Annotated in this window: 14 protein-coding genes; 5 read left to right on the top strand and 9 right to left on the bottom strand. The window is 56.7% G+C overall.

From position 1 onward, the window contains the following. Positions 1–31 precede the first annotated feature (31 nt). Genes HNR64_RS12675 through HNR64_RS12665 form a run of 3 tightly spaced genes read left to right on the top strand, consistent with a single transcriptional unit; the run spans position 32 to position 3,031 of the window. A complete protein-coding gene (locus tag HNR64_RS12675; protein WP_204996801.1) occupies positions 32–508 on the top strand; it encodes a DUF411 domain-containing protein in 477 nt (158 codons plus the stop codon). 10 nt (positions 509–518) lie between these two features. Next, on the top strand, positions 519–2,354 hold the full coding sequence (locus HNR64_RS12670) for a copper resistance system multicopper oxidase (protein ID WP_204996800.1): 1,836 nt from the start codon (positions 519–521) through the stop codon (positions 2,352–2,354). Next, positions 2,351–3,031: a copper resistance protein B gene (locus HNR64_RS12665; protein ID WP_204996799.1), complete on the top strand. Its 681-nt coding sequence runs from the start codon at positions 2,351–2,353 to the stop codon at positions 3,029–3,031. Before HNR64_RS12670 ends, HNR64_RS12665 begins: the two co-directional genes overlap by 4 nt. A gap of 139 nt (positions 3,032–3,170) precedes the next feature. Here the strand turns inward: HNR64_RS12665 and HNR64_RS12660 are convergent, their stop codons facing one another. Beyond that, positions 3,171–5,630: a TonB-dependent receptor gene (locus tag HNR64_RS12660; RefSeq protein WP_239547818.1), complete on the bottom strand. Its 2,460-nt coding sequence runs from the start codon at positions 5,628–5,630 to the stop codon at positions 3,171–3,173. 304 nt (positions 5,631–5,934) lie between these two features. Here HNR64_RS12660 and HNR64_RS12655 point away from each other — a divergent pair, with 304 nt between their 5' ends. Then, complete coding sequence (locus HNR64_RS12655; RefSeq protein ID WP_204996798.1) at positions 5,935–6,924, top strand: AraC family transcriptional regulator; 990 nt, start codon at positions 5,935–5,937, stop codon at positions 6,922–6,924. On the opposite strand, the gene HNR64_RS12650 is transcribed toward HNR64_RS12655, so the two are convergent. The 3 genes from HNR64_RS12650 to HNR64_RS12640 form a co-directional block, all read right to left on the bottom strand. Further along, positions 6,921–7,790, bottom strand: coding sequence for an alpha/beta fold hydrolase (locus tag HNR64_RS12650; RefSeq protein ID WP_204996797.1), 870 nt, complete (start codon positions 7,788–7,790; stop codon positions 6,921–6,923). The genes HNR64_RS12655 and HNR64_RS12650 overlap by 4 nt on opposite strands. A gap of 14 nt (positions 7,791–7,804) precedes the next feature. Beyond that, complete coding sequence (locus HNR64_RS12645; protein WP_204996796.1) at positions 7,805–9,349, bottom strand: flavin-containing monooxygenase; 1,545 nt, start codon at positions 9,347–9,349, stop codon at positions 7,805–7,807. A gap of 121 nt (positions 9,350–9,470) precedes the next feature. Further along, entirely contained in the window at positions 9,471–10,109 is a 639-nt protein-coding gene (locus HNR64_RS12640; protein ID WP_204996795.1) for a DUF2959 domain-containing protein, read from the bottom strand. A gap of 180 nt (positions 10,110–10,289) precedes the next feature. Between HNR64_RS12640 and HNR64_RS12635 the strand changes: the two genes are divergently transcribed. Further along, a complete protein-coding gene (locus HNR64_RS12635; protein ID WP_204996794.1) occupies positions 10,290–10,766 on the top strand; it encodes an Lrp/AsnC family transcriptional regulator in 477 nt (158 codons plus the stop codon). A gap of 25 nt (positions 10,767–10,791) precedes the next feature. On the opposite strand, the gene HNR64_RS12630 is transcribed toward HNR64_RS12635, so the two are convergent. From HNR64_RS12630 to HNR64_RS12610, 5 genes are all read right to left on the bottom strand, one after another. Further along, positions 10,792–12,141 carry a class II 3-deoxy-7-phosphoheptulonate synthase gene (locus HNR64_RS12630; RefSeq protein WP_204996793.1) on the bottom strand — a complete coding sequence of 450 codons (1,350 nt, stop codon included), beginning with the start codon at positions 12,139–12,141 and terminating at the stop codon, positions 10,792–10,794. A 12-nt stretch (positions 12,142–12,153) separates the two neighbouring features. Continuing rightward, entirely contained in the window at positions 12,154–13,227 is a 1,074-nt protein-coding gene (locus HNR64_RS12625; RefSeq protein ID WP_204996792.1) for a Glu/Leu/Phe/Val family dehydrogenase, read from the bottom strand. Positions 13,228–13,240: 13 nt separating this feature from the next. Continuing rightward, positions 13,241–16,720 (bottom strand): indolepyruvate ferredoxin oxidoreductase family protein, encoded by a 3,480-nt coding sequence (locus tag HNR64_RS12620; protein ID WP_204996791.1) that lies wholly within the window; start codon positions 16,718–16,720, stop codon positions 13,241–13,243. 173 nt (positions 16,721–16,893) lie between these two features. Next, entirely contained in the window at positions 16,894–19,470 is a 2,577-nt protein-coding gene (locus HNR64_RS12615) for an esterase-like activity of phytase family protein (RefSeq protein WP_204996790.1), read from the bottom strand. 121 nt (positions 19,471–19,591) lie between these two features. Then, positions 19,592–21,304, bottom strand: a complete 1,713-nt coding sequence (locus HNR64_RS12610) for an FAD-binding protein (RefSeq protein WP_204996789.1) — start codon at positions 21,302–21,304, stop codon at positions 19,592–19,594. Between the last annotated feature and the right edge of the window lie 106 nt (positions 21,305–21,410).

The following is a 21,410-nucleotide window of genomic DNA, read 5'->3' as shown; positions in this document are numbered from 1 at the left end:
AAGTGATTATCGACTTTATAGGACGTTTCCAATGACACTTCGCACTACTATTTTGGCGGGCTTTGCAGCAGCTAGCCTAAGCATTTTAGGCAGCCCCTTACACGCGCAATCAACAAAGGCTGAGCTCACGGTTTATAAATCCCCTCAGTGCGGCTGCTGCACAAAGTGGGCTGACCACATGGATGAAAACGGCTTTGACAGCACCGCGATAAATCGTCACGACATGGCCACACTAAAGGCCAGCCTCGGCGTTCCCAGCGGGCTCCAGTCCTGCCATACCGGCCAAGTGAAGGACTATGTGTTCGAGGGGCATATACCCGCCGACGTAGTAAAACGCTTTCTTGAAAATCCCCCAGAGGATGCCTACGGCCTCGCCGTGCCCGGTATGCCAATCGGCAGCCCCGGCATGGAAATGGGCACGCGCCACCAAGACTACGATGTCATTTTGCTAAAACGCAGCGGCAAGCACGAGGTGTATACCCGCGTTAGTCAGCACAGCGCGCCGTAGGAGAATAACAATGAAACGTGAATATCCACCGGCCAACATCCCGCGCCGGCGCTTTGTCACGGGTGCAGCTAGCGTTATTGCCCTGACAGGCCTCGCAGGCTGCGCGAGTCAGGCACCCCATCAGCAGGCGGAACGACGCCCTAGCGCAGAATTACGTGGCAATCGCTTTGACCTGCACATCGACTATCTACCGGTAAACATCACGGGACTCGACAGTCTGGCAACGGCGGTCAATGGCAGTGTGCCCGCCCCTACCCTGCGCTGGAAGGAAGGTGAAGAAGTGCATATCCGCGTGCACAATCACCTGCCACATACCAGCTCAATACACTGGCATGGCTTGATTTTGCCAACGGATATGGACGGCGTTCCCGGACTGAGTTTTGCCGGTATTCCGCCCGGCGGCTACTACGATTACCGATTCCAGGTAAAGCAGAGCGGCACCTACTGGTACCACAGCCACTCTGGGTTTCAGGAACAGACGGGGCTCTATGGCGCCATTATTATTGACCCTGCAGACGACGACCCGGTCGCCTATGATCGCGAGCACGTCATTGTACTTTCCGACTGGAGTGACGAAGCCCCCGAGGCGCTCTATGCCCGCCTGAAAAAGCAGAGCCATTACTATAATCGGCGCGAACGAACGGCCGTCGATTTGTGGCAAGACATTCGCAGACAAGGCATTGCCGCCACTTGGCGAGACCGCGCCATGTGGAACCGTATGCGCATGAGCGACAGCGACATTGCGGATATCAACGGCATCGCCTACACATTTTTAGTGAATGGGCTCAGCCCAGATGCAAACTGGCTTGGCCAATTCTCCGCCGGCGAACGCCTGCGCTTACGGGTGATTAATGCCGCGGCCATGACCCTGTTCGACGTTCGTATTCCCGGCTTGACGATGACAGTGGTTGCCGCCGATGGGCAAAATATCCAGCCGGTCAGTGTTGATGAATTTCGTATCGCACCGGCAGAGACCTACGATGTGATCATTCAGCCCAGCGCCGACCGTGCTTACACACTGTTTGCGCAGAGCATTGATCGCAGCGGCTATGCGCGGGCAACGCTCAGCCCCAATAAGCAGTGGCAGGCCGACATACCTGCGATGGACCACATTGCGAGGCTCGACCACCGAGATATGGGGATGGCTCACGACAACAGCGCGCACACCTCGATGGCGGGCGACACCATGTCAGCGATGCAGCACAAACGGCCTTCCCACGAGGCGCATGCTCACCACGGCCATCACGCGATGATGTCTGAGCCGCTGCCAGATACCCCAGCACCTGCTGGCCAGGGCAGCAAGCAAACATTCCAGCATGCCGCCACTGAATTTGGTGTAGGTGTTGACATGCGCGCAGGTATGCCTGCCAACGGCCTTTCCGACCCAGGCATTGGCCTACGCGAGCACGCCCAGCGCTATGGCAGAAAGGTTCTGCGCTACAGTGACCTGTTCGGCCTTCACCCCACCCGCGACCCACGCGACCCGGAGCGAGAGCTGGCAATCCACCTTACCGGCAATATGTCTCGCTACATGTGGTCGATGAACGGCGTCATGTTCGACGACGCCGAGCCGATCATTCTGCGCCACAATGAGCGCCTGCGCTTTGTCGTCGTCAACGACACCATGATGACCCACCCCATTCACCTGCACGGCCTGTGGAGTGAGCTGGAGACCGGCGACAGTGGCCACATCCCGCGCAAACACACCGTCATTGTGCAACCAGGGTCGCGTATCAGCTACCTCGTTAGCGCCGATGCCATTGGCCGCTGGGCCTATCACTGCCACCTGATGTTTCACATGCCTGGTATGTTTCGCGAGGTTCGCGTAGTAGGAGGCAAGGTATGAAGAAACACTATGTACTGTGCGCCGCGCTACTGGCGGGCCCCGCGTTGGCCGGGGGCAAAGCCGACCCCGTGCTGGCAAAGTTTATGGTCGACGAAGTTGAGCAACGCAGCGACCATCAGCAGGCATTTAGCCTCCAGGGGTGGCTAGGGACTGACCTCAACAAACTGTGGCTAAAGGCTGAACGCGAGGCGCACGACGGCTCCACAGAGGACGCGGAACTTCAGCTTCTGTACAGTCGCGCCATCGCGCCCTATTGGGATCTTCAAGGGGGACTGCAACGAAGCTTCAGTGAGGATGGTAGCGACGACAGCGTGGTTATCGGCATACAGGGCCTTGCCCCCTACCACTTTGAAGTCGATGCCGCGGTGTTTATCAACGACCAAGCCGAGCTCTCGGCCGAGCTGGAGCTTAGCTACGAACTGAGGCTGACCCAGCGTTGGATTCTGGAACCGGAAATCACACTTGAAGCAGCCGCTCAGGGCGACTCGGAAAATGGGGCCGGCCTGCGCCGGGAGGAGCACGCCTTGCGGCTCTACTACTATCCAGAGCGGGAATGGGCACCCTATATCGGCGCAGTGTGGCAGCAGCTGTATGGCGACACCGCCGACATTGCGCAACGCCGTGGCAACCCCCGCCAGCAGGAACAGTTTGTGGTGGGAGTGCGCGCCTGGTTCTAAGTGGCGAGCGACTATTCCGTAAACCTATAGCCCATAAAAAAGGCCCGCATTACGCGGGCCAACATAACCTGGAGAGGTTATTCGGTTGCCGAAGCACGCAGCCGTGCTGGCGCTTGGCGTAAAACGCTGTGATCACTTCCTAGAAGCGCACCATTAACTCTGCACCGTAGCTGCGCGGCTCACCCGCGAGATACTGGTCGAAACCAAAGCCAGCCTGCAGGTTGATCGCATAGCTATCGTATTCCTCATCGGCCAGGTTTTTGCCCCACACAGAAATACTGTAGCTGTCGTCATTGGCATACCAACTGATGCGACCGTTGTATAACCAGTAGGCATCCTGACGAATTTCACCGTAGCCATAATCGTCGTTGTAGGCGCTGTACCACTGATCATCCTGGAAGTTGGCATTCACATTGACGCTAAGGTAGCCGTGCTGAGTGACGAGCACATCGTAGTCGGCCGAAATACTAAAGTTGAACTTGGGCGCCGAGATCAACTCATTGCCCGACAGGTCAACCGTATCGTCCTGATTGGCGATGGTCTCAGTATTTGCCAAGGTCAGTTCGGTGTACTCCGTATCTAGATAACCGGCTCCCAGTTGCAGGGTAAGACGCTCCGTCACCCGCGCCCACAGCTCGGCTTCCAAACCCTGAATAGTCGAACCACCGGCATTCTCCAAGAAGTTGGAGATGCCCACCACGTTAATGAACTGCTGATTGGTGTAGTCATAATGGAAGGCCGCGGCATTCAAGCGCATGCTGTTATCAAATAAATCGGCCTTAAAGCCCACTTCGAAGGCGTCGATATATTCTGGCGACGCATAGGCAGTTTCCAGCGGTCGCTCGATGTAATAAGCACCGCCGTTAAAGCTGCCGCTGCGATAGCCTCGGCTCGCACTGGCATAGACCATCAACTCGTCGCTGAGTCGGTAATCCAGCCCCACTTTGCCTGTCCACTCTTTCTCAGTGGTATCCAGCTCGGGTGCCGAATCCAGGGTGTAAGGGCCATGGGTATAGCCGGTCTGCGTGATCTGCAGCAATTCCAATGGGTTTTGTAACAGACTCTGAATATCACTCACGGTGAGCGGCAGAGTGATCCACGCATTATCAACACCGGTGGTGTTGCCGGGTACATAGCTACCGCGCGGCGTGCCGTCGTTGGCCAGGCGCGAGATATTCAAATAACTCAGCGTGTTTTTGTCCTGGGTGTAACGCAGACCGACATCCATGCCAAAGTTCGCACTAAAGTCGAAACGCATTTGGCTGTATACCGCGGCGCTGCTCTTTTCGGTCGCCAAACGTTGGTCCAGCTTACCGAAGTCGATCAAGTAGGGAAAAATGGGAATGGTATCTGGCTTCGCCAAGCCCACCCGCAGATCGGGGATCTGATTGAAAATATCGTAGATATTGTTCATGTACAGGTCTTCCTGACCATAGAAGACCCCGGCAATGATGTTAAACATGCCGTCAAAATTCGAGGTAAAACGCAAATCCTGGCTGTAGCTAATGGAGTCAGAGGCCCAGGTTATTTCCAGCAGGCCATTGGGGCTGCCGTCGGTGTCGGCCTTTTGATAATAATCGGCATCCAAGTAGGAGCTGACCGACGTCAGGCTGTAGTTTTCGGCGTTGTAGTTAACCGTAAGCACGGCCAGGTCCGTGTTAGTGACCAGCGCGCCGGCGTTGTTCACCTCACTCTCATGGAAGTCCAGGCCACGGCTGGGGCGTGAATAACCGGTGTAGTCAATAAAGCCGTTGGAGTCGCCTTCTAGACCCGTACCTCGCAGGTCGGTGCGTGGTTCATTGCGCGGCGGTGTGCTGATCGCATCATTATTCGAGGTGGTGTATTTCAGTACCGCGTCCCAGGCATCACTAATGCGCCAGTTTAAGGCCAAGCGCGCGCCTTTAAAGTCGGTTTGTGCGGCATTCTCATCTTTGCCACGCACGTTAACGTAGCCGTCATTTTTCTTAATGCTGCCGGCCAAGCGGCCAGCCAACACACCGGGAATCAGCTCAGACTCGGCAGCGGCCTCAACGGTGGTGGCGTTATAACTGCCCGCGCCAAGTTTCAGGAAGCCACTCGCTGGCTCATCAAAGCCAGGTGTGCGGGTAATAATATTGATGGCACCACCAGTGGTGTTCTTCCCGTAAAGCGTGCCCTGCGGGCCGCGCAAAACCTCCAGGCGCTCAACATCAAAAAAGTTGGCCCCGTGGCTGTATACCGGGCCGAGATAGGCCTCATCAACATAGACGCCTATCGGGCTCGCCTGATTGGAGCTGTAGTCAGACATACTGACCCCGCGAATGGAGAAGATCGGCTGAACGTCACCATAGGGGCCGCTGACCTGCATATTCGGCACCTGGGCCGAGACGTCGTTGGCGTTTTCAAAGCCCAGTTTATCCAACTGATCCCCACCCAGACCGGTAACTGCCACGGGAATATCTTGTGCACTCTGAGAACGTTTTTGCGCCGTGACCAACACTTCTTCAAGTGCCGGTGCGCTGTGGGCCGTTAACGATACCGCCAGCGCGGCGGTCACTGCGCTGCGCATCGCCACTGCCGAACCACGGTGGGCGAGCCTTTTCTTCTGATCGCGGGACATGAACCACTCCTTACTCATCCGGCTGTGCGCCGGTTATTGCTTATTATCAGATGCCGTCATTGGCGATGCTTGTTAAGGACATCGCCCAACGGCAGTGACGAAAGTCTACAGCACAAATAATTGATATTTTCGGACATTTATCCCAATCCTCGGACATATTTATCAAATTGAGCACCAGGTTCTGCACCTCTGCGGGGCAATGCCGTTGCACAAACGAGAACGATTAGCGATACTCAATTTATAATTTCGGACATAACAACAGATGGGTTAAGTGATGCAAAACTGGGACTTCTGCCGCAGTGTAATGAGCGCGCAAATTCTGGTGTCGTTGGGAGAAGAGCTAGGCGCCCCCATACACGCCCTGCTTCACAATAGCGGTCTGAGCCAAACCCACCTCAACAACCCTGAAACAGTGGTTGAAGCCCAGAGTGAACTTGCCGTTATCCGCAACCTGCTTGGAGCACTGCCGCCCATCGAAGGCTTGGGCCTGACCGCTGGGCAGCGCTACCAACTGTCTGCCTACGGCATATGGGGCTTTGCCATCGCCAGCAGCCCCACGCCGAGAAAAGCCATTGAATTGGCGCGTAACTATCAGGAGCTTACCTTCGTTTTTGCAGGCTTTACCATTGCAACGCGCGGCGATAAAACGTGCATTATCTTTGACGACAGCGATGTGCCAGAAGATGTTCGCCTGTTCTGCCTGGAGCGCGAAATGGCCGCCGCCGCGGTAATTATGCGCGAGCTGCTGGGCAGTGATTTTCAACCCGACAGGGTGTGCTTCCGTCACCCGCGCCCGTCGTATGCCGAGCGCTACCACGACAGCTTCGGTGGGCCGGTTGAATTTAATGCCGAATACAATGCCCTGGAATTTCCCAACTCCTTATTGGATATCCCGCGCACCGTCGGCAATGAAAACACCGCGAATCTACTGGCAAAACAATGTGGCGAGCTGCTCGCCAGCCGCAGTGCCCGCCGCGGCCTTTCGGGAAAAGTGAGGGAATTGCTGTTGCGTCAGCGCCCCATGGAGATGGACATGGAGGCGGTGGCAAGCAGCCTGCACATGACCTCCCGCACCCTGCGCCGCAAACTCGATGCCGAAGGCAGTTCATTTCGCCAACTCAGCGACGAGATCCGTCTCACACTGGCGGAAGAGCTACTGCGCAGCACGCCCTTGAGTATTGAACAGATCGCCGAGCGATTATCCTACGCTGATGCCTCTAGCTTCTCGCAGGCTTTCAAACGTATGACCGGCAATACCCCCGGCGCCTTTCGCAAGACTCACCAACGCCGCTAGGCCAGTGAGGAGAGAAACTGCTGGTAGCACTTGGCACTGGCGGCGGGGCGCTCCAGCATCGGCAAGTGACCCGTCTGTTCCATAATGGTAACGCTCGCGTGGGGCAACATGGGTCGCATCACCTCCACGCTACTGACGTCGAGCACCCTGTCCTGACGCCCCCAGATTACCAGTGCGGGCAAAGACAAGGCAGGCAGTACAGCATCTAGCCCACCGTATATTTCCTGTTGGTACTGACGGAAAATAGCGGCTATACATTCTCGGCGCGCCATCGCCGCTCTGGCCATATAGTTGCGAACCAACCTGGGGAGAAAAGGCTGTTTCTCACACACGAGGGCTAAGAGTCGATCAAAGTCTGACTCCGACGACACCAGCAAGGGGTTTACCCCTTTCTCCAGGTCACGCTCCATATCGCAGCGTTCAGGCGCTTGAATACCGCCATTATTAAACAAGCAAATACTGCGCAACTGCTGTGGATAGCGCTGGGCATATACCGCCGTTAAGTGGCCGCCCATTGAGCTACCTGCCATGTGGCAGCGACCGACGCCGAGCGCTGACAAGAGTCCTCTCAATCGCTCTGCCTGGGCAGCCATACTGTAGTCCAAGTCCTGTCGGCAGGGGTTTTCACCAAAGCCCGGCAGGTCCACGGCAATTACGTGGTAATTTGCGCGCAGCCGACCGGCGAAACGCGTCCAGTTATCTTTGTCGGCGCCAAAGCCATGCAGCAATACAATCGTGTCGCGCTTCCCCACGCCACCTTCAAGATAGTGCCAGGGCTGTTCGCCCACCATGCAAAACTTTGCTCGCAGGCCACAGCGCCAGCGGTCAGCAGCCAGCGCTGCACGCGCCAAGTGATCACTTAACATCGCATGCTCCCCGGCTAATTGATCGATGGCGACGCATGGCTTTCTGCCATATGCGCTGCGCTGGCGGGGCTGAACTGGTAGTCATCAGGCGTAAAACGCCGGTGCATCGCCCGAAAACGAAAGGTGAAATCCGGCCACAGCTGAGTGATTTTGCCGCTGCGGTGCTTATACCAGCTGTCGCAGCCCGTGGCCCATATTGAGGTATCAAGCCGTTTGTGCAGCGCGCGGTTAAACTGCTTCTGCACCGCCTCACGCACTTCAACTTCCACACAATGGCGCTGCTCGCATTCGTCTAACAGCCGGCTGATCGCCTGTATTTGCGTTTCGATCATGTACACCATGGAGCTATGCCCCAGGGTTACGTTCGGGCCAACGATCAACATCAGGTTGGGAAAGCCGTTAACCGTTGTGCCCAAATACGCCTCTTCGCCATCGCGCCATGCCTCTGCCAGAGACTGGCCCCCGCGACCGTGAATGATCTGGGCAATGGGGTTTTCGGTGGCATAGAAGCCCGTGCCGAAAATAATACAGTCCACCTCGCGCTCGGTGCCGTTGGCATCGACGATACTGTGCTCGCGAATCTCTTGTATGCCATCGCTCAACAAGCTGACATTCGGCCGCTGCAGGGCGGGGTACCAGTCATTGGAAATCAGCACACGCTTACAACCCACCGGATAGCTTGGCGTGACTCGCTCGCGTAGCGCCGGGCTTTTTACCTGACTACGTATGTGCTGCAGTGCCATGCGCTCATACAGTTTCATTAGCGAGGGGTGCAGCACCATTCCCAGTATGCGGGTTTCGTTGTGGCAGTAAATCTTGCTGCGCAGCGCCAGGCGTACGCCGGGTAAGTAGCGAAAGGCTGCCTTTTCCAACTCACTGTATGGCCGGTCTTTGCGGGGAATAATCCAGTTCGGTGTACGTTGGTAAACATCGAGTTGCGCGGGCTGGTCGGCAATTTCAGGTACAAATTGGATGGCCGACGCGCCGGTGCCAATCACCGCCACGCGTTTACCGCGCAGGTCGTAGCTGTGATCCCAGTTGGCTGAGTGAAAGCACTTTCCGGCAAAGCGCTCCACCCCCGGAATATCCGGCAGGCGCGGCTCGGCCAATCCACCGTTGCCGCTGATCAGCATGCCGACATTGTAATTCCCGCCTGTGGTCTCCAGCTGCCAGCGCTGGCTGTGCTCACAGTAATGGGCAGCGTTGAGTTGGTGGCCAAACCGAATATGAGGCAGCAAATCCCACTTTTCCGCCACCTCCCGCAGGTAGCGCTTTAACTCTGGCTGGGTGGGATATACCCGCGACCAGTCACAGTTGGGTTCGAATGAAAAAGAGTACAGATGAGAAGGCACATCGCAGGCGGCGCCGGGGTAGTGATTATCTCGCCAGGTACCACCGACATCCTCGGCACGCTCAAGGATGATGAAGTCTTCCCGTCCCTTTTTTTTCAACTCTATCGCCATACCCAGGCCGGCAAATCCGGTGCCGACGATGGCATAACTGTGACGTGTTGCAGAGGAACCGCTCGATGGCGCGAGCGACGGTGCAGCAGATGGCATAGGCGTTACCTGTTATTTCTTTTATGAACTACCGCCAAGCTTAGGGGCCGCTAGTCCTTCACCCAATGTCTGCGAAGGACACATCATTTAGTTATTCGGACAGGCACAGACCGGGCTGCCACTACCGCAATTGCGCGATAAACCCTTCCGACTCGGCGATAGCAGCCTCCATGGTTGCAATTAATGCGGTGACATCGCGGTCGATGGTGGCCAATTCACCCTTGATGGCTGAGATCGCCGAAGCATTGAGGTTGTGCTTCAAATACAGCACATTGTCTTGCAGGTTATCCAATACGGGCGCCAAGCTTTTCTCTGAGCGCCGCAGACTTTTGCGCAGACGGTTGTAGCGATTTTTTGTGTCGCGGAGTTTGGCTGCACTGTCATCGCGCAGGCGCGCATTACTGTACAGCGAGAGCTCGTCCTCCCACTCCTCAAACAGGGCCTCAGCCACGCTTTCCACTGCGTCGATACGGTCGCGGATGTCGTCCGCTGCCGCGCGACTGTCTTCAAAGCTGGCATTGAGACGATCGTAAAGTTTTTCTAAGTCGCCGCCGTCAAAACTCACCACCGAGCGAAACTCACCCAAGGCGTCGCGGAATTGCTCCTGTGCCTCGCGCTGCGATTCCGTTGCCTCTTCCACGCGATCAACCAAAATGTCTCGCTTGTGGATCCCCACCTTTTCCATGGCGTTGTAGTAGGTGGATTCACAGGCGACAAGAACCAGTGCAGCAATGACAAGAAATAAGCGCTTAGCGACCATAGGGCATTCCAGTTAGTGGGCGGAGAACAGACCTTGTGTTGTGTGGAGTAGTGTTCTGTGCAAAAGCATAGCGCCCCGCCGCGCTGCGCACAAATCGCATTGCGCACAACTCCACAACGGCGACTATAGTTAGACGCAAAGCGATAAAGCCTTATCTTATTTATGCATTGGAGGGCGCGAATGCCAACAGAACTCGCCAAACAAGATATCACCATCCTGCGTATTCTTCAGCGCGACGCCAGCAAGACATCCAGTGAGATTGCCGAAACCCTCAACATGTCCCAGTCGCCCTGCTGGCGGCGGATCAACCGGATAGAGCAAGCCGGTATCGTGCGTAAAAAAGTCGCCATCCTCGACCGCGAAAAACTGGGTATGGAATTAGTGGTTTTTACCACCGTAAACCTGAGCATTACCGGGCGGCAGCAACTTGAAGAATTTGAATCGTCGGTGAGCGACTTTCCCGAAGTCGTCGAATGCTACACGATGACCGGCGTGTGGGATTATATGTTGAAGATTATCACCCGCGATATTCGCCACTACGAAAGTTTCGTACGCGAGCGCCTACTGAGCCTGCCAATGATCGGCGAAACGCACTCACACATCGCGGTAACCGAAATCAAAAACACGACCGAGCTCCCGCTGGAAACCCAGCTGTGAACCCCGGCCGTTTTGGCCCTCGACGTTAACGGCCGTCGTCGCGCAGGAAATCCGCCACGCAAAAGGCAAGTTCCAGCACTTGGTCGGCGTTTAAACGCGGATCACACTGAGTTTGGTAACACTTGTCCAGGTCCGACTCGGACAGCCGGTACGCCCCGCCAGTGCACTCGGTCACATGCTGGCCAGTCATCTCCAAATGAATGCCACCGGGGTGCTGCTGCTCGCTGCGCAACACGGCAAAGAAGTGGCGAATTTCTTCCAGAATGCGATCAAAAGAGCGTGTTTTGTAGCCATTACCCGCCTTCACGGTATTGCCGTGCATGGGGTCACAGGACCACACAACGCTGCGTCCCTCTTGCTGCACTCGCCGCGCCAGTGCCGGAAGGCGCTCAGCCAGCACGTCGGCGCCCATGCGGGTAATCAGGGTTAGACGACCGGGAATATTGTCTGGGTTCAAAGCATCAATTAAAGCGATCAACTCGTTGCCTGTCATCGACGGGCCAACCTTTACGCCAACCGGGTTTTTAAGGCCGCGAAAGAACTCGATATGAGCGCCATCGAGCTGACGAGTGCGCTCACCGATCCACAACATATGTGCCGAGCAATCGTAGAAGTCGCTGGTTAAATGGTCCTGGCGAGTCAGGGCCTCCTCATAATTGAGAAGCAACGCTTCATGGGAGGTATACAGCTGCGTTTCACGTAGCGTGGGGGTGTTGTCGCTATTGATGCCACACACCTCCATGAACGCCAGTGCATCTTGGATGCTGTGCGCCAAGGCCTGATAGCGCTCGCGCAGAGGGTTGCCATCCAAGAAGCTGAGGTTCCACTGGTTAACCTGGTGCAAATCAGCCAAGCCGCCGGTGGCAAAAGCCCGCAGCAAATTCAACGTGGAGGTGGACTGGTGATAGGCTTGCAACATGCGCTGCGGGTCGGGCGTGCGGGCCGCCGCATCAAACTCGGGGGAGTTGATGATGTCACCGCGATAACTGGGAAGCACCACGGCGTCGCGCTCTTCTGTTTCTGCCGAGCGCGGTTTGGCAAACTGCCCCGCCATGCGGCCAACTTTCACCACGGGTAAACGCCCCGCATAGGTAAGCACGATGGCCATCTGCATCAACACTTTGAAGGTATCGCGGATATTGTTCGCCGAAAAGTCGCCAAAACTTTCGGCGCAGTCGCCGCCCTGAAGTAAAAACGCTCGCCCCTCGGCAACCTCGGCCAACTGGCTGTGTAAGGCGCGGGCCTCAGCGGCAAACACCAATGGCGGCATTGCGGCCAGACTTTGCTCCACTGCGCTTAGCGCCGCAGCGTCGCCATACCTCGGCTGTTGCAAGGCGGTCTTATTTCTCCAGCTATCTCGGCTCCACGTTGTCACCTATTCCCTCCTTCAGTTTTCTGTTGCGGCTTGCCTACCCTGTGCCAACAATACCTCTTCAGCCATCGCTTCGGCCACCACATGGGGCGGGCACAATTGCTGGGCTGCCCGCTTGAAGATCAGCCCCAGCTTGTCGCCAATGCCCTCGACATGCTGCAACAGTGTCGACTCAGCATCGGCTGACAGCGCCCCGCCGTGCTGGCGCTGATGATAGACCGCAATAATACCCCCGGCATTAATAACAAAGTCCGGCACGTATAAGACACCGCGATCGGCAAGCTGCTGCGCCTGAGCCGGTGTAGCCAGTTGGTTATTGGCGGCACCGGCAATGATCGACGCCCTCACCTGTTGCACTGTTTCCGCATTTAGCACGGCCCCCATTGCGCAGGGCGCCAAAACATCCACCGGCTGACTCAATATGCTCGCTGGCTCGACCACCTCTGCCCCAAGTACCTGCAGGGGTGTCAGTAATGTCGGGTTCACATCGGCAACCAGTACGGTTGCACCGTCTTCGATTAACCGCCTCGCGAGGTGGCTGCCAACGGCCCCCGCTCCCTGAATTGCCACCCTCACACCATCGAGGTTATCGCTGCCGCGTTGCTGTTGCAGTGCCGCGCGCAAACCACAGTAAACACCGTAAGCGGTGTATGGCGACGGGTCACCGCCACCGTGGCTGTCGAGCCCGGAAACATAGCAGGTGTGTTTGGCTATTTGCGCCATGTCGGCCACCGTGGTGCCGGAGTCTTCAGCCGTGACATAGCGGCCGCCCAAACTATCAATAAAACCGGCCATTGCCTCAAGTAGCGCGGCATTTTTTTCGCGCGAGGGGTCACCAATAATCACCGCTTTGCCACCACCTATTGGTAGCCCGGCAAGCGCAGATTTATAGGTCATACCACGCGACAGCCGCAGCACATCGTCAAGCGCCGCCGCATCGTCCGCGTAGGGGTACATTCGCAAACCGCCCACCGCCGGCCCAAGCTGGCTGCTGTGCACAGCAATAATTGCCCGCAAGCCCGTGGAGCGGTCTTCGCAGAACGCGACAAGCTCGTGTTGATCAAAAGAGGGGGCGCTAAACACTGCCATAAACGACACCTTTTTATGTTTGGCTCGTGGCGCTAGCCAGTTCGACAAAGGGCAACGCATCGCCATTAAATTTTGCCAACAGGCTGCGGCGAGCGGCTGCATAGCGTTGAGCGTTCGCCTGCTTCACATGACCAAAGCCCCGCACCTTGTCCAGGCTGCTTACCAGCTCTAGCGCGTAGCCTCTGTTTTCGAACGTTAACTGCGCGGCGATGTCGGCGAGATCTGCGAGAAATTGCTCGCATAATTCTCGCTCCATGCGCCGCTCCGCCGTGTAGGAAAAAATATCCCAGCGACTTCCTCGCAGGCCCTTGGCCGCGGCGAGTAGTTTAAACGCCGGCAGACACCAGCCAGGCAAGCGGCGCTTTTTGTGCTCGCCGGTATTAGGGTCTACACGACTTAGCAGGGGCGGCGCCATATGAAACTGCAAAGTGAAATCCCCTTCGAACTGCTCGCGCAATTGCCGCATAAACTCCCCGTTAGTAAATAAGCGGGCAACCTCGTATTCATCTTTATATGCCATGACATGGTAGAGCGTGCGGGCCGCCGCGATGCTCAGCGACAATGCCTGGTCACCCACCACCGCGCGCTCACTATCGGCAAGCTGCGTTATTGCGTCGCGGTAACGCTGGGCATAGCGCGCGTTTTGATAATCACACAGCTGCCCGTAACGGTGCTCGACAATCTCGTCCAGGCCGGACAGTGGTTGCCAGTGCTCGGCGGCAAGGCCACTGGCCCGTCGCACAGCCAACTCATCGATTGCCGCCCTGCGCCCCCAGCGGAATGCCCGCTGATTGAATTCCACTGCAACATCGTTCAACTCTATCGCCGCGTCTACCGCCTCGCTGGAAACGGGAATTAAACCGCGTTGAAAGGCGTAGCCGAGCATAAAGAAATTACTGGCGACGGCGTCGCCCATCAGGTGAGTGGCCATGACCGTGGATTCAATAAAGTGAACCTTTCCGGCGCCGACCTCCTCTTCAATAATTTGCTTCATTTCACGGGCAGGAAAGGCCGCATCGGGGTCGAATATCGACGCCGATGTTGGCGCCTCGCTATCATTAATCACCGCATGCGAGCGCTCTATATTCACCTTCGCCATCGCCTCGTCGCTGGCACTCACTACCAAGTCGCAGCCCAACAAAAGGTCGGCGTCACCCGCGGGAATACGCACCGCATTGATGTCGTCCTGACGGCGGGCGATGCGCAAATGGCTTACGACTGGTCCAAATTTTTGCGCCAGCCCCGTCTGATTCATCGTCGCGCAGCCCTTGCCTTCAATATGCGCCGCCATCGCCAATACCGCGGTAACGGTAAGCACCCCAGTACCGCCAATGCCTGTAACGACAATATTCCAAGGTTGCTCCAGACTGTGCGCTGTTGGCTCCGGTAGCGCGGCAAAGTCATCCTCTGCTGTTGCCGTGCTCTGCCTTAAACGGCCGCCGATCACCGAGACAAAACTGGGGCAAAACCCCTTCACGCAGGAGTAGTCTTTGTTGCAGGCGCTTTGATCAATCTCGCGCTTACGACCCAGCTCCGTTTCTACCGGCACCACCGATAGGCAGTTGGACTTTTTCGCGCAGTCACCACAGCCTTCGCATACCGCCTGGTTGATGACCACGCGGCGATTGGGGTCATCCATCAACCCACGTTTACGCCGTCGGCGCTTTTCCGCCGCGCAGGTTTGCTCGTAGATCAATACGCTGCAACCTTTTACCCGGCGCAGCATTTCTTGCACCGGGAGCACGGCATCGCGATGGTGAATACTCAGCCCTTCGGTCTCGGCGAGGGTGTGCTTTTCAGGTTGGTCAGAAACGAGCGCGATGCGCTCAACGCCCTCTCCGCGCAGCTGCAAAATAATTTGTTCCACACTGAGCTGACCGTCTACCGGCTGGCCGCCGGTCATTGCCACGGCATCGTTATAGAGCAGTTTATAAGTGATATTCACGCCGGCAGCGATGGCCTGCCGGATCGCTAAAATTCCCGAGTGGAAATACGTGCCATCACCGAGGTTCTGGAAAACATGCTCAGTGTCGGTGAAGGCAGCCTGTCCGATCCATGTCACACCCTCGCCGCCCATTTGCGTAAACGTTTGCGCGGGGCGGCTTTCCATAAACGTGCTCATGTAGTGGCAGCCAATACCCCCCATGGCAATGCTGCCCTCCGGCACTTGTGTAGAGGTATTGTGGGGGCAGCCTGAGCAGTAATGGGGTTTGCGATCAATCTTGTTGCGTTTACTCGCCAGCGACTGCTCCTTCTGCTGGTAAAAACTCAGGCGTTTTTCAATGTCTTCGCTCTGATAAAAACGGCGGATCCTCGCCGCAATGGCCCTGGCCACCATTGCCGGGGTGAGTTCGGACACATTGGGCAGCAGGTCTGCGCCGTGTTCGTCAAATTCACCGATCACCCGCGGCCGCTTGTCGACGGCCCAGTTGTAGAGCTGACCAGTGAGTTGGTCTTCGATGATTGAGCGCTTCTCCTCGACGACCAGAATCTCTTCCAGGCCGCTAGCAAACTCGTGGGTAAGCACTGGCTCCAGTGGCCACGGCATCCCCACTTTGTATACACGCAAACCGATTGCGGCGGCGCTGTCGTGATCGATACCCAAATCCTCCAGCGCCTGCATAACATCGAGGTAGGCTTTGCCGCTGGTGATAATGCCCAAACGCGGCTTGGGACTATCAATAACGATGCGGTTGATATGGTTTGCCAGGGCAAAGGCGCGGGCCGCATAAATTTTGTATTTATTCAGCCGGCGCTCCTGATCCAGGGGAGTGTCGGGCCAACGCAGGTGGACACCATCAGCGGGCAAAACAAAGTCCTCGGGCAACACGATATTGATGCGATGGGGGTCTATCTCGGCTGAGATCGCCGAATCCATATTCTCGGTGATCGCTTTTAAGGCCACCCAGCTACCGCAGTAACGCGACAACTCCCAACCAAAGACGCCGAGATCTAACACTTCCTGTACATTTGCCGGGGCCAGTACCGGAATCGAGGCACCGATAAACATATGCTCTGACTGATGAGGCAGCGTAGACGACTTGGCTGCGTGATCATCCCCCGCCACCGCGAGTACGCCACCGTATTGGCTGGTGCCGGCAGCATTGGCATGTTTGATGACATCCATGCTGCGGTCGACACCCGGCCCCTTGCCGTACCACATGCCGAACACGCCATCGTACTTCGCATGGCCGTTTAACCCGAGCTGCTGGCTACCCCAAACGGCGGTTGCCGCTAAGTCCTCGTTGATGCCCGGTACAAACTTGATATGGTGGCGGTCCAGGTAATCCTGAGCCTGCCACAGCGTCTGATCCAGTGTGCCCAGTGGCGAACCACGATAGCCCGAAATGAAGCCCGCGGTATTCAGGCCTCGCTCCTGGTCGCGCTGATGCTGAAGAATGGGTAAGCGCACCAAGGCCTCTATCCCGGTGAGATAGGCCCGGGTCGTGTCCAATGCGTATTTGTCTGCCAGCGATACCTTGCGCAGTGCCATGCTGCTACCTGCCTGTTATTGTTTTGACATGGACTAATAATAGGCAGCAGATCGCGAAATTTTTATGTTATTCAGACAGACTAAACGCAGATAACGGTCTAATTTAGACCCAAAAATAAGCGATGCAAAAAAAGCCCGCTTACGCGGGCTGAGTGATTAGGGCCTGTTATTGTTTACTTCACAATATTGCCCAAGTTCAATAGCTGGGTTTCGCCACTGTTGTCATCGACGCCGTCGTTGTCATTGATGATCAGCACGTCGCCATTGGCCATCAGGGCGGCCCCCTCAATTTTTTCGGGCACCAGTCCGCCGGGCATCTGCAAGTCATCCATCAGGTCACGCACCAATGTTTTGGTCACGGTATCGCCGGTTACCAAGCCACTAAGGTCGAACTCATAAAGGCGCTTAATTGCCGCATCAGGGCCGCCTTGGTTATCGCGCTCGATGACCATAAAGCGCTCGCCACCCAGTGCGGTAATCTCAGACAAACCAACCCAACCACCGTTTTGGGAAAGCGCAGCATCCAGGGGGTAGAAGAAGAAGTTCCAGGTACTCGTGGCCGGATCGTAAACACCAATGCGCGGTTCAGTGTCACCTTGCCAGGCGCGCTGGAAAGCCACGTAGACTTTACCGCCCTGCTCCGCCACGCCTTCAAAACCGAAGCGCTGCTGCGTGGCGTTAACGCTGCCAGGCAGGGTGATTACCTGCTCGATCACCGCCTCAGCCGATAGCTTGATAAGCATATTCAAACTGTTGATCGGCCGGTTGTCATCGCCGATGGTTCCGCTGCCCTCTGAGACCAACCAAAAGCCCCCGTCGCTGGCTTGAGCCAAACCTTCCGGGTCGAGGTTGACCGTTTTATCATCGTTCACCAGCGCCGCGCGGTCTGCGACATCAAAGACGCCAACGCGACTGGGGTGGTCGTCATCAACACTACTATCCGCGAGCGCGATGGCAGGCAATGACGCGAGTACATCGTTGCTGTCGAGAATGCGCATTTCTTTATTCAAACGCGCTGGTTGCTCGGCGGTGTCGATGGTAAAGATCCGGCTGCGCTGATAGAAGCTGTCTTCAACGGCATATACCGTGGTGGCCTGGTGGCGGTCAGCGGCGAGCGCCGATATCGCCGAGAAGGGAATCGGGCTGCCATCTTCACGGTCAGTGGAGAGCACAGTGGGGTACTGCGCAGCAGCGGAGTCGTAGCGATAGATATTGAGCGCCGCGCGGAATTTGTCATCGCGGGCATCTTCTTCACTGGCCACCACCAGCAAATTTCTCGAGGGGATCGCAAGCGCTCCCTCGGGCCCCAGTGCCGTGGGTAATACCTGCTTTAATACCGGCTTGCGCAGATCCGCCACATCGTAAACGAAGGCAACACTTGAACGCTCCGAGTTCACGAACAAATAGCGCTCACTGCCAAACACAGCAAATTCCGCATTCTCTGGTTCGTTACCTTTATTGCCGGAACGCCCGTCGGGGTAATGCCCAAGTCGCGCCACCCAGTGATCGAGCTGCTCAGCACTGTCGAAATGCAGTTCGCCCTCTTTATCGAAAACGCTGAACCCGCGGCTACCGCCATTAAGGTCACCCTCGTTGGCCGTAGCGAAATACTGGCTTGACAACCACGTCACCCCATCGGGCTCACGGGGAACTGCACTGAGTGAGTCGACCTGACTGATTAACGCCAGCTCCTCTTCCTGGGTATCAACGCCGTTTAGATCGACGGCGCCAGCACTAAAATGATTAACGATGCTGCCATCTGTCAGGTCGATTAATACCAAGTGGTTGTTTTCCTGCAGGGTAACCACCGCGATGTTGTCAGCGTTGATGTCCACATACTCTGGCTCGGGGTCTTCGGGGAACAGCGTGGCAAGACCGGTCAAGGCGACATTGCGCACCGCCCACGACGCCGGATCAGCGGCGGCAATATCGACAATATCGACACTGCCCGCCGGTAATTGAGGAGGCTCGCCATTTCCAAGGTCCTCGTCGCGCTCATTCTCAATGGCCGCGGCGGCGTAGCGACCGTCGGGGCTTACTGCGACTGAATCGGGCTGCCCAGCGAGATCAAGCTGTTGAACGATGCTGCGGCTAGCGATATCCACCACCGCCAGTTTGCCGGATACGTTGACAAAATCCGCGGAGGTATTCACACCCACTAGCGCATAACCGCCCTTCACCGCCACCGAGGTTGGCTCGCCGCCAAGCGGCAGTGAACCCAGGCCGGTGGGTTGGTCTGGCGTGGTGATATCGACAAAACCAATACTGTCGCTGGGGCTGTCGGTGTAAATCAGCACATTGCCATCTTCGCTGGCGGCAACAATCTCTGCCGCCGTTTCGGTGTCGGTATCGCAGCTGGCATCCAGCTGCTGACAAACGGCGTAGGTGGCGATGCGATTGAAATTTTTGTCGCCATTGAGCTGAGTTGGATCGCACAGGGTGGTCGACTGATCAACCTCTGCGGTATCTAATACGCCGTCGCCGTTATCGTCCAAACCTGAATCAATGCGCAAACCGCCGTCGAAACACTGGAGGTCGCCCACCGGCAGCCGGTGTTGGCTAATTAGGCTGTTTATGCCGTCGCTGCCATTCTGACCGTCGCTGCCATTGCTACCATTTTGACCGTCACTGCCGGCAACACCCTGCGGACCCTGAGCACCGTTTCGGCCATCGTCACCACCACAGGCCACCAACATCAGCGATGACGCAATTAGCACCCCACTGGCGATCGCATTCTTTGTAAAACGCATTATTGTTCTCTCCAACTCGGAATAAGGTTGGGGAGCAGGCTAATAGAGCAGAACTACATTTTGACGACGGTTTTGTTGCAGGAAAGAGACAGCGGCGAGGATTGCCCTCGCCGCGGGTATTTTAGTCTTGGTAACCGCTGATGTGCTTGGCGGCCTGGTAGGCGAAGGTCATTGCAGGCCCCAATGTTGAGCCCGGGCCCGGATAGGTTGGCAGCACCGCCGCGCTACAGTTGCCCACCGCGTAAAGGCCATCGATTGCCTGGCCATCCTCTTTCATCACCTGTGCGTTGGGGTTCGTGGCCAGCCCGCCCTGTGTGCCAAAGTCACCGGCGTCGACACGAATCGCATAAAACGGCGCTTCGTCAATGGCGCCCAAACAGGGGTTGGGCTCAAAGCGCTGATCGCCATAGTAGCGGTCATAGGCCGAGTCGCCGCGCTGGAACTCAGGATCTTTACCGGTTTTCGCATAGCCGTTCATTTTTTCAACGGTCTTTTCGAGGTTGTCGGCGTTAATGCCCAGCTGCCCGGCCAACTCGCGAATACTGTCAGCCTTGCCGACCAACTTGGTGTCAAACCAATTCTTGGGAATCGTCCAGTCCGGTTTGAGTTGGGCCGTCATTAATGGGCCAACAATGTAGTCGCGGCGAAAACGCGCGTCGAACACCTGGTACATCGGTGAGCAGGGGTTCTCTTCGCTGTGCACTTGGTAGAGGTCTTTCTGGAAGGCCATATAGTTTTGCGACTCATTGGCAAAACGCTCGCCATTCATATTCACCACACAGGAGCCAGGGAAGGATTTCTCCATAATGCTCAACCGCGGTGCCGGCTCTCCTGGCACGGAGATCGTGGTACACCACCAGGCGCCATCCATCAGGCGGGTAGCCGCTCCCAGGCGCATACCCTCGTTGATCGCGTCGCCAGTGTTGCCGTCCACCCCACCGCTCCACTGAGTACTGGTGGGCGCGGGCAAATATTTTTCGCGCATGGCTTGATTCTTCTCAAAGCCGCCAGCCGCCAGCACCACGCCCTTGCGAGCCTGAATGCGCATACGCTTGCCTTGCTTGCTAACTTCGGCACCCACCACGCGACCATTCTCTTCGATCAGCGATAGCATGGGGCTTTCGGTCCACAACGGAATGTCGCGCTTCTTCAGCGAGTACCACAAGCGCGCCACTCCCGCAGCCCCGGTACACACCTTGCGGCTTGTTTTACGGCCGCGCAGCAGCCAGGCGAAATCCAGGAAATAGCTGGCCATCAGTTTCAGCGTCAGCTTTACCCAACCCGGCCCCTGAACGGTTAGCAACGCCGCCTCAACCTGAGTGAAATAAATACGATCAAACAGGCGCATCATGTGATGCGAGGGGCGCAGGCGTTTGACATCGTCGCCCAATAGCGAAGAATCAAAACGCTCCGGCTCCATTGAGCGGTGGCCCGTGCGCGAGCCTTCGACATTGGTGTAGTAATCAGGATAGTGTTCCAGAGTTTCGTAGCGCACATCGCTGCGCTGGTGCAGAAACTCGACCATCTTCGGGCCGTTCTCCAGATAGGCATCGACCATTTCTTCAGGCACCGCGCCCTCGGGCGTGGTATTCAGCAAGTATTGTTTTGCATCCGCGATGCTGTCCTGCGCGCCCGCCGCCTTGGCATAGCGATTATTGGGAATCCAAACACCGCCACCCGACGTTGCGCTGGTACCACCAACAAGCTCGGATTTTTCAAGCAATAGGACGTCGGTAACACCCATTTCGTAGCAGCTGAGAGCGGCGGTCATGGCGCCATTACCACTGCCGACCACCAAGACGTCGACGCTGTGATCCCAGTTTTGTTCTGTCATAGTTCTTATTCCGGCGTGCTGGCCCAGTTATCGCGGTCGAACTGCGTCCATCGGGCGTATTTAAAGTGTATGATCGGCCATCATGGTAGCCCCACGCCCCGCAGCA

It is taken from the genome of Spongiibacter marinus (assembly GCF_016906995.1).
In the GTDB taxonomy this organism is placed as follows: Bacteria; Pseudomonadota; Gammaproteobacteria; order Pseudomonadales; family Spongiibacteraceae; genus Spongiibacter; species Spongiibacter marinus.
The sequence above is the reverse complement of the archived record's forward strand: the minus strand, read 5'-3'. Positions and strand labels throughout refer to the sequence as shown.